The sequence below is a fragment of the Clostridium sediminicola genome, assembly GCF_050402865.1.
Lineage (GTDB): Bacteria > Bacillota > Clostridia > Clostridiales > Clostridiaceae > Clostridium_AF > Clostridium_AF sediminicola.
This window is the reverse complement of the sequence record NZ_BAABMF010000012.1, coordinates 101,816-115,362: the sequence shown is the minus strand read 5'-3', so window position 1 is coordinate 115,362 and position 13,547 is coordinate 101,816. Positions and strand designations below refer to the sequence as shown.

Annotated in this window: 18 protein-coding genes; all 18 read right to left on the bottom strand. The window is 29.1% G+C overall.

Annotated features, from left to right (window positions below):
- Window positions 1-122 precede the first annotated feature (122 nt).
- A complete protein-coding gene (locus ACQ3F0_RS18130; protein WP_428866854.1) occupies window positions 123-1,511 on the bottom strand; it encodes a transaldolase family protein in 1,389 nt (462 codons plus the stop codon).
- 27 nt (window positions 1,512-1,538) lie between these two features.
- Complete coding sequence (locus tag ACQ3F0_RS18125; RefSeq protein WP_428866853.1) at window positions 1,539-2,426, bottom strand: sugar phosphate isomerase/epimerase family protein; 888 nt, start codon at window positions 2,424-2,426, stop codon at window positions 1,539-1,541.
- Between the two features lie 33 nt (window positions 2,427-2,459).
- Entirely contained in the window at window positions 2,460-3,161 is a 702-nt protein-coding gene (locus ACQ3F0_RS18120; RefSeq protein ID WP_428866852.1) for a FadR/GntR family transcriptional regulator, read from the bottom strand.
- Window positions 3,162-3,295: 134 nt separating this feature from the next.
- On the bottom strand, window positions 3,296-4,003 hold the full coding sequence (locus ACQ3F0_RS18115) for a FadR/GntR family transcriptional regulator (protein ID WP_428866850.1): 708 nt from the start codon (window positions 4,001-4,003) through the stop codon (window positions 3,296-3,298).
- 364 nt (window positions 4,004-4,367) lie between these two features.
- Window positions 4,368-5,069: a FadR/GntR family transcriptional regulator gene (locus ACQ3F0_RS18110; RefSeq protein ID WP_428866848.1), complete on the bottom strand. Its 702-nt coding sequence runs from the start codon at window positions 5,067-5,069 to the stop codon at window positions 4,368-4,370.
- 213 nt (window positions 5,070-5,282) lie between these two features.
- Window positions 5,283-6,197: a class I SAM-dependent methyltransferase gene (locus tag ACQ3F0_RS18105; RefSeq protein ID WP_428866846.1), complete on the bottom strand. Its 915-nt coding sequence runs from the start codon at window positions 6,195-6,197 to the stop codon at window positions 5,283-5,285.
- 170 nt (window positions 6,198-6,367) lie between these two features.
- A complete protein-coding gene (locus ACQ3F0_RS18100) occupies window positions 6,368-6,889 on the bottom strand; it encodes a hypothetical protein (RefSeq protein ID WP_428866844.1) in 522 nt (173 codons plus the stop codon).
- A 37-nt stretch (window positions 6,890-6,926) separates the two neighbouring features.
- A complete protein-coding gene (locus ACQ3F0_RS18095) occupies window positions 6,927-7,427 on the bottom strand; it encodes a hypothetical protein (protein WP_428866842.1) in 501 nt (166 codons plus the stop codon).
- Between the two features lie 42 nt (window positions 7,428-7,469).
- Window positions 7,470-7,919 (bottom strand): hypothetical protein, encoded by a 450-nt coding sequence (locus tag ACQ3F0_RS18090; protein ID WP_428866840.1) that lies wholly within the window; start codon window positions 7,917-7,919, stop codon window positions 7,470-7,472.
- Window positions 7,920-7,963: 44 nt separating this feature from the next.
- Window positions 7,964-8,431, bottom strand: a complete 468-nt coding sequence (locus ACQ3F0_RS18085) for a GNAT family N-acetyltransferase (protein ID WP_428866838.1) — start codon at window positions 8,429-8,431, stop codon at window positions 7,964-7,966.
- Window positions 8,432-8,771: 340 nt separating this feature from the next.
- Window positions 8,772-8,987: a hypothetical protein gene (locus ACQ3F0_RS18080; RefSeq protein WP_428866836.1), complete on the bottom strand. Its 216-nt coding sequence runs from the start codon at window positions 8,985-8,987 to the stop codon at window positions 8,772-8,774.
- 124 nt (window positions 8,988-9,111) lie between these two features.
- The gene (locus tag ACQ3F0_RS18075) at window positions 9,112-9,603 is read right to left on the bottom strand and encodes a prolyl-tRNA synthetase associated domain-containing protein (protein ID WP_428866834.1); all 492 of its coding nucleotides are present in this window, start codon (window positions 9,601-9,603) and stop codon (window positions 9,112-9,114) included.
- 90 nt (window positions 9,604-9,693) lie between these two features.
- A complete protein-coding gene (locus ACQ3F0_RS18070) occupies window positions 9,694-10,188 on the bottom strand; it encodes a GNAT family N-acetyltransferase (protein ID WP_428866832.1) in 495 nt (164 codons plus the stop codon).
- Window positions 10,189-10,255: 67 nt separating this feature from the next.
- On the bottom strand, window positions 10,256-10,678 hold the full coding sequence (locus ACQ3F0_RS18065) for a VOC family protein (protein WP_428866830.1): 423 nt from the start codon (window positions 10,676-10,678) through the stop codon (window positions 10,256-10,258).
- A 154-nt stretch (window positions 10,679-10,832) separates the two neighbouring features.
- Window positions 10,833-11,414, bottom strand: coding sequence for a GrpB family protein (locus ACQ3F0_RS18060; protein ID WP_428866828.1), 582 nt, complete (start codon window positions 11,412-11,414; stop codon window positions 10,833-10,835).
- 45 nt (window positions 11,415-11,459) lie between these two features.
- Window positions 11,460-12,104, bottom strand: coding sequence for an NAD(P)H-dependent oxidoreductase (locus ACQ3F0_RS18055; protein WP_428866826.1), 645 nt, complete (start codon window positions 12,102-12,104; stop codon window positions 11,460-11,462).
- A gap of 17 nt (window positions 12,105-12,121) precedes the next feature.
- The gene (locus ACQ3F0_RS18050) at window positions 12,122-12,583 is read right to left on the bottom strand and encodes a flavodoxin family protein (RefSeq protein WP_428866825.1); all 462 of its coding nucleotides are present in this window, start codon (window positions 12,581-12,583) and stop codon (window positions 12,122-12,124) included.
- A gap of 107 nt (window positions 12,584-12,690) precedes the next feature.
- Window positions 12,691-13,305 (bottom strand): MBL fold metallo-hydrolase, encoded by a 615-nt coding sequence (locus tag ACQ3F0_RS18045; RefSeq protein WP_428866823.1) that lies wholly within the window; start codon window positions 13,303-13,305, stop codon window positions 12,691-12,693.
- Window positions 13,306-13,547: the final 242 nt, after the last annotated feature.

The following is a 13,547-nucleotide window of genomic DNA, read 5'->3' as shown; positions in this document are numbered from 1 at the left end:
TGATTTATACGTGTCCAAAAATACTTGGAAAGTGTAAAATTTGAAACACGTATAAATCTACTTTTTCTTGGAACCACTACAATACTTACTAAAGAGAGTTGTACTTGCTATAAATAAAAATTTTATTTACTTACGAATTCTATTGTTTCATCATATTGTTTACAGAAAGATTCTAATGTTACTTGAACAGGGAAGAATGTAGCAAACTCTTCTTTAGTAAGACCATCTACTTCATAGCCTTGTCTAAATATTTTGCTGTTCATTAATGTATCAATAATATCTTGTGAAATTTCATCATCTATAGTAGATATTATCTCTCTTTCTATGCTATCATATTCTTGCGCCTTTGGAGGGAAGCATGTAATAAATATAGGTGACTTTTTATTCGCTATAGCAGCATCTATATTCCATGGTCCTCTAAGTGATGCTATCAACAGAACTGATTTTTTATAGTCACGATCACCGTATAAAGTGTTGTATGAACGCTTAACTATTAATTCACTAGCTTTCTTAGCTACTTCTTTTGCATTTTCAATGCCTTTTTCTTCTAGTTCTTCTGCAATTCTATCATCTAATCTTCCAGACATCATTGTTAAGAATGAAGCTTTAGTATTTCCTTCTTCTATAACCTCTGCTAATGCAATATGTTGAGCTACCGAACAACTTCCAGTAATGTTTACACCTATGCCCATCTTAGTCATTTTCCCTACAGTATCAAGAGATGCTTCTGTTGCTGGAACCTTGAACACAAGATTAGGTACCCCGTTTAATCTCTTACCAAGTTCATCGTAAATAAATTTAACTTCATCAAACATTTTTTCTGCATTATTCGAATTCTTTGGACTTACTTGAAGACTTACATATCCCATTTCTCTATCTGTTGATTCATATATAGGCCATAATTCTATACAACTTTCATAAACTACTTCCATTGTTAATAAAGTTACTAACATTTCAGGTGTAGCATCAGGGTTTTCTTTTTTTATTCTGTCTCTTATTTTTGTCATTTTCTCTGATTCATCTTTTGTTAATTGATTTATCATAACTGGGTTAGTTGTAACAAGGCATGTCCCTCTTCTAATAGCATCAGTTAACCCGTAGGCAGCATCATTTCCTAAACGATTATTAATTATTCCTTTGTCTGTCATTTTTGAAATTTTCAATTGGTTACTTCTTTCAACACTAGCAATCTCATTTTTTACATATTGGACTTTATCTTCATATCCCCATAGAGCTAATAAATCTAAATTCTTACTTACTTCTTCCTTTATAATAGTAGTTTCTACAATCTCATTATCTTCAAGTTTTTGCAAATGCCATCTCAAGATATATGATTGCATATCTATTGAGATTTCTGATATGATGTCTGCTATTTCACTTTTTCGTTCTTCTGTTGCATCAGCAAACTCCTTTGAAAAGCTATCTCTCATGTTCCCGCATTCAGCTACAAAATTTCCTACTGCTGTTTTAAAAAGTAATGATTGTCTTAATTCTAAAAATTCTTTTTTCATGATTGTACCCCCTCAGGATAATATAAGTTATTTTTCATTATAAAACCACTTCATATTTTCAACTGTATTTTGGAATAAAGATACTTCTTCTCCATCCCAACAGATGATTTCTGCACCTATTACTAATTTGTTTTCCTTATAGATTTCGTTAATTTGATTGTATATTTTCTCAATATCTTCTAAACTATATTCACCGTTTAGAATCCCAAACTCAGGATGTTTGTCCCCATATAATTTGGACATTTTATCCTTTAATACACAATTAGCTAAATGTATATGACTACAAAATTCTTTTGCTTTTATAATGGACTCTATAGGTGATTCATTAAGTTGTTTTAGATGACTTGTATCCATTGTTATGTATAAATTTTTATATTTCTTTCTTATGTTTTTAACAACATCAATAGAATAATCTGTATTTCCAATCAATTCACAGTAATCAACATCAATATCTCCAGTTTCTAAAGTAATATCTAATAAATAATCTTTTGCTATTTCATTGGTATACTGAAGTACTTCTTCTATTGATTTATTGAAGGAATTTAAAGCTAAAGATAAATTTTCTTTTGAATCTGGTCTAGGACCGCTATTTATTAATAATGAAGTTGAATTATAATAGTAAGCATCATCAATACAATTTTTAATTACTTCAACAGATTTTCTTCTTAATGATTCATCTAAGGAAGAAAGATTAAGTTTTTGAGTTTTTGTTGCTATAGCTCCCAAATATATGGATTGCAAATTATTTTTTTCTATCTCTTCCTTAACTATTTGTTTATTATCACCTCCATAATAAAACTCAATAAGGTCTATATCGTACCCCTTAATTATTTTTAATGCCCCAATAAATCCATCAGCTGAATTCTTTGAACTAGGGAAAAATGCCGGTAAAACAATTGACTTTAATCTACTCATTTATCTTCAACTCCTAACTTTTTTATCCAATTTCTATTCTAAATATTTATCCAAAAACTTATCATTGTCATTTATATGTTTGCAAATTGCTCTTTTGCATTCTTCTGCTTCACCAGCTTTAAGATAATTTAAGATTTCTCTATGGGCATCAAAAATATCCTGTCGCGCACTTTCATGAACAATCAACTTTGTGATTAATTTTCTAAGTAATTTATATATCATTTTATATGTTTCTATAAGTATTGGATTTCTTGTTAAATTAATTATCATTTCATGAAATTCAGCGTCTATTAGAACAAGTTTATCTTTATCGGTTTCGTTTTGTAGCATATTTATATTGTTTTCCATTTTCTTGAATATTTCTTCATCAATATTCTTTATTGCTTCATCAACACATCCAACTTCTAATATACTTCTAAATTGAAGTATGCTCATAAATGTTTCCCTATTGGAAATATCACCAATACCCAAGAAATCAAATACATTCTCAGCAAATTTATCTGTTACAAAAGTCCCTTCTCCTGGTTTTGATTCTAGTATTCCATAAGCAGATAGTATACTTAACCCCTCTCTCAAAGGTGCACGACTTATTCCTAACTGTTCTGCTAATAGCCTCTCTGGTGGAAGTTTATCTCCAATCTTAAGTTCTCCTTCGGATAAAGCTTCTCGAAACTTATCAACTACCTTCAGCGACATTGCTGATGATTTTTCTATCTCTCCTAAAAAATTATTCAAATCAACACACCTCACTATAAAAAAGTTTTTCTGTTATATTTTAAAAAATCATCGGTATACAGGTATAGCGGTTAGACCACAATAGGTGAAGTTACCTATTTATTATTTTTTTATAAATATAAAGCTGTTTTTATCTAATCAGATTCAAAATATTTATCTAAATAAACGTCAATGTTGTTTAGATGTTCCCAAATTGCTCTTTTACATTCTTCTGCCTCGCCAGCTTTAAGATAATTTAATATTTCTCTGTGATCACTAATTGTATTCTCCCTTACATTCACATGAACTATTAATTTTGTAATTAATGATTTAAGTAATTTAAAAATCATTTTGTAAATTTCTATTATTATTTTATTTTTAGTCAATTTAATTATCATTTGATGGAACTCAGCATCAATTAGAACAACTTTATCTTTATCCTTTTCTTCTTCCAGCATATCAATCATATGTTCCATTTTCTCACATGCTTCACTGTTAAAATTCTTTAATGCTATATCAACACTTCCAACTTCCATAATTACTCTAAAATGGAGTAAGAACTTAAAGTTTTCTTTACTATAGATATCACCAATACCCAAGAAATCAAATACATGTTCAGCAAATTTATCTGTCACAAAAGTTCCTTCTCCAGGTTTTGATTCTAGTATTCCATAAGCAGATAATATACTTAATCCTTCTCTCAAAGGTGCACGACTTATTCCTAACTGTTCTGCTAATAACCTTTCTGAGGGTAGTTTATCACCAATCTTAAGCTCCCCTTGAGATAAAGCTTCTCGAAACTTTTCTACTACCTTCAGAGACATAGCTGAAGTTTTTTCTATCTCCCCTAAAAAATTATTCAATACAACTCACCTCACTATAAGGAACTACCGTTTTTCATTATTATTATTTAAATCTGTAGTTCAGTAATTAAATTAGTGGTATTCAGGTATAGCGGTTAGACCGCTATATTTAAAATTTACTAATTACTTTTAATTTATTTGTAAAAGTAATTTATCTAACAGTAAAGCTATTTCGGTCTATCGGTATAGCGGTCTTACCAAACTTGCTATACCAATATAGTACTATCTATTAATATTTTTGTCAACTAAAATATCAGACATTTCAGAATTTTTTTTTATAAGGAAGAAATTTATAAATTCAAAACAATAAAAATTACGCTCCATAATCCGTAGACCAAGGAGCGTTTTTTTAACGAACCAATTTCTAATCACTATATTTATCTATTAATTCGCGATTATTATAAATATGCTTACGAAGTGAATTTTTACATTTCTCTACTTCTCCATCTTTAAGATAATTCAATATCTCTCTATGGGCATTAATAATATCAGTACGTACGTCACCTTGCCCCATCAATTTCGAAAATAATTTTATAAGTAGTTTAGAAATCATTTTATAAGTTTCTATAAGTATTTGATTTTTAGTTAATCTAATCATCATTTCATGAAATTCAGCATCAATTAGAACAATTTTATCTTTGTCAGTTTCCTTTTGTAACTTATTGATGACAAATTCCATTTTCTTATATTCTTCACTATCAATATTCTTGATAGCCATATCAACACTTCCAACTTCCAAAATAATTCTAAACTGAAGTAAATTCATAAAGTTTTCTTTATTAGAAATATCACTAATACCTAAGAAATCAAATACATTTTCTGCAAATTTATCTGTGACAAAGGTACCTTCTCCTGGTTTGGTCTCTAATATTCCATAGGCAGATAATATGCCTAACCCTTCTCTTAATGGTGCACGGCTTATTCCTAATTGTGCTGCTAATGCTCGCTCAGGTGGAAGTTTATCCCCAACCTTAAGTTGCCCTTCTTTTAATGCTTCTCGAAACTTCTCTACAACCTTTAAAGACATAGAAGATGATTTTTCTATCTCTCCTAAAAATTTACTCAAAGTAACACCCCTCACTATAAAAAACTTAACTATATTATTTGATCTTATTTTTCAAAATTCATCCTTTAATTTAATAAACACTTAATCAAATCAATGTTAGGTTGGTATTCTGGTATTGTAGTAAGACCATATAATAAAAGCTTAATATTTATTAATATTTTTGTCAATATAGAGGTTGATTGAGTATAATTTTTCATTACATTTTTTAATATTTTACTTCTTCACCGCCAAACAATAATTCACATTATCAAAGGCCGTTATAGTATGCTCTGGATTTAATCTATTATATTCTTTGAAATATTGCTCTGTTATTTCCTTCGGTGTCAAATGTTCATAAATCAAGAAATTGCTATCAGCCAATAACTTTTCCAATTCTAAATATGAATAGCTTGCAAGCATTTTTTCATTTGCTGCACCAGCCATTGCAGCTTGCTTTTTAGCACGCTCTCCTGCCTTATGAGTATAGCTATCCTCATCTGGATAGTCAAAAACAATCCCACTACCTTTTGGTACAATGCTTGAAATAGTTTTGATTGTTTCCGCAAAGGTCTCCTTAGACAAATAGTAACTTATTCCTAGTAAGCTACAAAAACTAATTTTGCTTTGGTTAAATTCAGTAACAGCAATTAAATCATTTTCCCAGTTATTTTCTGTAAAATCTACAGATACACAGTGCAGATTAGTAGGCTTTTCTGTTACTACTGAACAAATACGTTTTTGCTTGTCAATAGCAGTAGCAGAATGATCAAGTTCAAAGATTTGAATTTCAGAAGCCCACTCAGGCTGACGATATGCAAATGTATCATACCCGGCAGCAAAAATCATATATTGTTTTGCTCCAATTCTCACAGCATTTTCAAGTGCTTTTTCTGCAAATGCTGCTCTACCAAGTGGGGATGGAGATAGTTGATTATCTACAATCCAACGTAAAGCCTCTTCCTCTGTACCCTTGAATAATGGATTGAAAAATTTAATCCCTTTTGACATATTACTTGCAATTTGATTATATTCACTTTTAGTTAAAATGTCTTTTGCCAAGTAATCATCAAATACTTTCTCTTTATTTTCCACTGAATGATATGCCCTTGAAAATGCACTTACTAATGCAGTCATACTTTTTTTATCCATAAAATTATCACCTCTAGTAATTAATACCATCTCATTGACATCTATACAAGACTTGAAAATTTCCTTATTTTGTGGTATAATAGAGGTATAAATGATGAATAATTTACAAATCCGTTACATTTACAGTAACGGATTTTTTATTGTATAGGAAAGCGTCTTTACCGCTTTTTTCATAATTGGCAAATTACTTTTCCATTTTTATCGTATAAATGTCCGTTACTTGAAATATCTGATGTTTCATTAATCTTATATATATCTAACACATAATCTCCAAGTTCTTCACTAGTATATGTATTTCCGTTGTTAACAAATTCATATGAATTAGCTTTCAATTCCTTATTATTCCCGTACACAACAATTAAAGCCCATGTAGATGATTGTCCAAAATTGAAGGTATTGAATTCAGAAGAACTAGAAGAACCACCGAAGTATTTGTATCTATTAGAGAAAATCTTATCTTCCTCTAAAATAATGAGTTTATCCTTTGTTCCGTTATTGTAATAAACTGCTAAGAATCCATCTTGTACTTTTGTTTCCTTGATATCAACTTTCTCAATATTTTCTTCACGAGAAATATAATCCGCCAATTCTCCTTCGTCTGAAAAACTCTCTAATGATATATAGCGCCAACAAAAAAAAGATATGGCTAAAAAACATGTAACTGCTATAATAATTGTAAATTTTTTTTTCATTATGTTTCTCCCCTCTGCTGTATAAATAAACCTTACTTCATATTTTAAAAGAATTAAATAACCCAATAATTCCGCTTGATGCAGTTGCTATAATTAATCCAATTAATGTACCGATAACGGCACCTTTTATATGATGAACAGGGTTTTTATACTCTTTTAACATGTCCTCAGTACCTGGAATAATTACTTTTTTGTTATGACAGAAAAGCCATATATCTAATATAAATAAATCATAAAGGTTAACTATAAAAAACAATATAAATATATTTATAAAAGCTTCTCTAGAAGTTCTCCAACCTGAAAACCATGCCACTGCTGCCATAAGAATAATACACACAAGTGCAAACAATAGTTTAGCAGTAATATGTTTCGTCTCATATTTTTTTATTTCTGACTGATACTGTGGCAAACTTTTCACCCTTTGCCTAATGGCTGTAGGATAGGACATTATGCAATTTAATGGATTTTTATAAAGTGGTGGAAGCACCATTAGAGTAAATAGTCCACATAGAACAATACTTTCAATAAATAATACCATTATCTATAACCCCCTAATAAAATAAACTTAAAACCCTTTAATTTATTTATCTTTCTCTTTTTCTACCATTTCACTGAAAAAGAATATTCCTTCTGTAAGGTTTGTAAAAGTTTTTCCGTTATCGCCTTTGAGTTTATATGCTTTCCCATTGACAAATACAGTCTTTTCATTTGAACTGATAACGTATGATTTTCCATCTTTCAAATGAAATGAAAATTTAATTAATGGCTCCTTTTGTTCTGGCTTTCCAAAGCTATAATATAGAAAGTTAGTCAGACTTATTGCCTTCTCTATGTCCTCGACTTTAGTAAATTTTCGTGATTTTATATCTAATTGACTATCAGAGATTTCAACATATGAAACTTCTTCTATTTCTGGAACATTGAACAATGGAATACCATTGATAAAAATATACCCAATAATGCATATAATTCCCGTTACTATCATTGGAATGAGATAATATAAAAATCTGTTACAACTAATCTTTTTCATTCAACCACTCCCGTTAACTTTTATTACTGGAATTATTACTTATCTCAAGCTCTTATAATTTTTAAATTCAAACTATACAACAGTTCACCATCAATAACTTTACCCGTATCTTTAAAGTTAAAACTTTTATAAAGGTTTTTCCCAATCTGATTTTCTGGCTCAAAGGATAAAAATATTTCATCACAGTTTTTAAAGTTTCTCATTTCTCCTATCACTTTTCTTAATGCTACTTTACCATATCCTTTTCCTTGGTATTTATGATCTATCATAATTCTACATATCTCATAAAAATTTTCTTCATAAGAAAATCCATACATTGTGAATCCAATCATAGTATCTTCATGATATATTGCTTTTGTAATCCAACCATCTTCAATTTTTGATTGAGCAATAGACAAAGCATTTGATGCAACAAATTCCTCACAAAGAAAATGTTTACCATCTTTATCGGTAGTTAAAAAAATACATTCTTCCCAGTTTTCTTTATCAATATCTTTTAAATATATATTCATTTTTCTCCTCCGCTTATACCAATCTTTATATTTTCACATTTTACTCTCTGGAACATTGAATAATTTTCTTTACAAAATATTTAATTCAAACTTTTTTCATCTAGAGGATTACCATTACAATATTCATATATTAAACACCATAAAATTTCTTCAATAGCAAATATTTCTTATTATTATACCACAGTATTCAGTTTTCGAAGAGTAAATTATTCACTGCAGTTAATAAAAATATAATTGAATTCAGAAACAAAAATACCGTAAAATCCATTTTAAATGAATAATACGGTATTATACAAATCATTTAATTTTATAGTTATTGCACCTTATCAAAATTTAGTAACTAAAATAATTCTGAAATTATCATAATCAATCCAATTGCAATTGGAGCAACAACATACTTTCCAAAATGAAAAATAATTCCACCTTTATCTCCATAAACTTTTTTTATACGTTCTTTTTTCGAAAACATTTTTTCATTTTTAGTAATGTACCCAAATAAAGATCCACATCCAATAATAAAAAATATAATTCCCATAATTAATTTATATGTAATCATCCAGCATTTCCTCCTTTTTCTTTTGTTTAAGCTAATGTAAGCACATTATATTTTTATCATAGATTCCTTTAACTTTCTATAGGTAAATAACACCAAATATTTATAATTAATCTATCTATTACTCCTAGATTTCCACATATGAGAATTCATTCCCATGCTTTTTTATTACTGCTTCCAAATCTTCAGGCTTTATCCAAACTGTTGCTGTATTGTCGTTAGGGTGAATACCTATATGATGAAAATATCGAACATCGTTATCTAATACAACTTCAACCTTGCATTTTGTATCATTTAATATCCCAAAAGGAGTAACAGCACCTTTGTTCAATCCTAGAATCTCATCTAATGCACTTTCAGATGCAAAGCTAAGAGGTCTACAATTTAACTTTGTCTTTAGTTCTTTTAAATTAACTCGTTTATCTTTTTGTACAGCTATAAGAAAATATCTTTTCTTTTTATCATCTCGGACAAATAAATTCTTAACTACTTGGTTATTAGTATCAATGCTAAGATTGTCCATTTCCTCTATCGTATAAACAGCAGGATGCTCAATAATATCATAAGTTATATTCATATCAGATAAATAATCAAATACGATTTGTCGAACTGATTTCATAATTAACACTCCTATCATAGTATTTTGTTATATCTAAACTCCTTCACTTCGCAGCTATGTTGATATTTATTGTAGATTTGTACATGATAGCTACAGAGTTTTACCCATATAATATTCATCCACATATTTTCCATTTACAATAAGTGATTTTTCTTTTGTTCCTTCGATTTTAAATCCCATTTTGCTATATAGTCGTATTGCACCTTCATTATGAGTCATCACTGTTAGTTCTAATCTTGTAATATTACATTCTAACGCCCACTTCTCCATTTCTTCAAAAAACTTCACTCCAATATTTCTTCCTCTATAATCCTTTAATAAACCTATAACTATATAAGCGCTATGTTTTATCCTATTAGCAAATCCTCTTTCGGCAGATAAAAAGCCGATTATATTTCCTTTATCTTCAGCTACCAATGTAAGTGCCTTTGAATTATCTATATTACTAATATTAGATTTCATTTTTTCTATAGTTGTTTTTCTTTCTCCTGGTTCAAACATCATATTATTTGTTTCATTATCTAATTGTATTAACATATTCAAGAATCGTTCTGAATCTTTTATTTCAACTCTTCTTATAATCATATTTTCACCTCCCAATATATTTAGAGCTTAGTAAGTATTTTCATTTATTAATACTGCTTTGTTTAACCTATTTTACTCTTTGAAACATTGGATGATTTTCTTTAAATTGAACTAAATCCCACAAGTTTCCGTATAAATCTTTGAATACTGCAACAATACCATATGATTGTTCTTTTGGTTCTCTAACGAATTCAATTTTTTTTTCTATCATATCATTATAGTCTCTCCAAAAATCATCTGTCCCAAGGAATAAAAAAACTCTTCCTCCTGCTTGATTTCCAATAAAAGATACTTGTTCCTGTTTTGAAGCCCTTGCAAGTAATATTGTAGTTCCAGACGAGCCTGGTGGAGATACTACAACCCATCGCTTATCTTGCTCCTGTTGATATGTATCTTCTATTAATGTAAAATGAAGTCTCTTTGTATAAAATTCAATGGCTTCATCATAATCTTTTACTACTAACGCAATGTGTACAATAGATTGTATCATTTTATTTACCCTACTTTCTTTACAAAATATAATAATCTTACTGACAGCTATTTACTGCTAATACCTTTAATACCTTAAATTTTTCTGCTTCAAAATTCTTATCTTCAGTTTATCAATAATGTATTAATTCGAAAGATATTAATATAAATCTTAATCAAAGATTATATATATTTCCAAAATATTCTCTTGCTTTCTTTGTATATTTCATTATGAATTCTGTTTTAGCTTCGGTGTACCCATCTCTATTATGTTCGTATTTATCTTTAAGTGCTTGTTTCAATTTCCCATATTCTTCAGCAACTTCTCTATGATTTATAAGATAATCTCTAAAGTATAATTCATTCCAATCTCCCAAAAATCTAACATGAAGATGAAAAACTTTTTCATCAAAACCATTTAAAGTATACCCTTTATTAAAAGATATATTTAAATATGGTTTACATTCAAATGACATCAATATCCAACCAGCATTAATTAACTGTAATTTTATCTGTTCTATATCACAAGTACAATCAACTTCCAACAAAATATCTACTGTTGGTTTAGAAATCAATCCTTTAACCGAGCTGCTCCCGATATGATTAATTCGCTTAATACTATTATGACCTAAAACATTAACTATTTCATTTTTCTCAATTAAATACCATTCCTTATAAGAAGGATTATGTTCTTTCAAAATAATCGGGAACAATTCCCAAAGTTCTTCTAATGACATTTCAGATAATGCTTTTCCCATAGTGACCTCCTAAATTTTCTGTTCTTTGGAACACTAATATCTTTATCATAAAAATGGTCTATCCAATCTTCTATCCAACGCATTATTTTTCCTTAACATTTTATGCCACCCTACATTTCCTAATCCTACTTTATTAACTAACTTAAGTATCCTCAACTGAAACTTTGTAAGCTCATAGGGTTTGCCCAGCCTCTTTACAATATCCTTGTCAAAAGCATGAGTTTCTTCATATGCCACACCTAAATCAGCAACTAATTTGAGCACTTTTTTAAACATTTTAGGATACATATAAATACCAGCAGCCTCTCCTTTTGAAACTGTGCCCAAATAGCTATAATTTAGCTGCCTTGACAAATCTTTAAAATAACGTTCAACAAACTTTTCCTGTGCAGTTTCTATAAATCCTGCTTGAACAATAAAACCTATATATTTACCATCATTATCTGCAGGCTCTAACCCTTCTATAAACTTCATAACAATTCCCGGCATAGCATGAATATAAAGCGGTAACATAATAATTATTGCATCAAAGTTCTTAATATACTGTGCAAGTTCTTTAGGATCAGCCTCGGCGATACATTTTATTTCACATGGTCTTTTCATGTTTTTTACAAACTCTTCCGTAAAAATTCTTGTATTACTATTTATTGAATTTCCTTTTGGTGAACCGTTTAGAATTATTGTGTTCATATGTTGTCACCGTCCTTTTAAATAAATTCCTTAATAGGTTTTATGATAATGTTCTTTGAATAGAACTGATAAAATACTCGGCGTATATAATCCACAAAAATCTGACGACTAGCATCAGTTTCAAATTCACCTTCATAGTAAAATTCAATATCAGGATAATTTTCGTATCTTGGAACGTGCATAGATTCACCTGTCTTATAGGTTACATATGGTAGATAAAGTGGTATCATTCTATCAAAAAGCGTTTTCAAATTACCACTTACAAATCCCTTTATAACTTTTGAAAAATAGATAGCCTTATCTGCCGTTATATACTCATGATAAAATACATCTAAATCCTTATAAGTGCATACACCCGGTGTTTTCCACCAACAAGACCAACAGCCAATGCAATTCTTTACTGCCATTTGCGTTAAATCAAATGTAATAGAATTTGGAATTGTTATACTTTCGCATTCTTTTATTACTACAGTTTTCATTCCCGTCCTCCTAAAGCAATATTCATAATCTTTACTACACAATATTTTACATTTTCAGCTTAACTTATTTGAATATTGTAACAGATTTCTCATTACTATACATAAAACTAAATTCTTAAATATCCTGAATGGCCTGTACAAACAAGGTCTACTTTTACCCTTTTGAAAAGTTTCTCAATTGATTCTTTCTGAAGTTTAGTATTCATATTCTGTAACCAAAAGAACGGTTTCACTTCACCATTACGAATTGTCAACGAATCCCCAGCAAATAGAATACTGTTATTAACTATATAACACATTGAACCAGGGGTATGCCCTGGAGTTGAAATTGCTTTTACTCTGATTTTACCTATGTTTATTTCATCCCCATCGTTTAATAATTGGTATTTTCTTTTAATCCTTTTGTTAAATAAAAATAATAATCTTGTTTTCTTGAAGGTAATCATCTTTTCTTCATCAGATGATAGAAAAACTTGTGCATTTTTGAATAAATTTACTCCACCAACATGATCATAATCCGAATGTGTTAGAAAAACATGTGAAAGTGAATCTGAAGTCAGATTGATTTTTCTTAGTGCAGCCTTAATAATCATTGGTACATAGCCTGTATCAAAACATATAGAATTTTCTCCATCAGTATAAATATAAAAATTTGATATTAAAGTTCTTATTGCAAAAATGTTATCTGTTATTTTTTGAGTCTTCACTGGCTTAAACAACATTATAAATCCCCCTAGTATTACTATTTTTATACATTATATCTATCATTTTATATTATTACATCATTTTTGTTAAGTTTTATTAATTCTATTTTTAGATGAAAAATTTATGAATTTTTCGTATAATAAAAAGAATCGAGATATTCCTCAATGAAATATCTCAGTTTCAGTATTCACCAAATTTCTTAATGATACTATTCCTTAATTCATCTAAAGCTTGCCTAAAAAACTCAACTTTTGCCTTT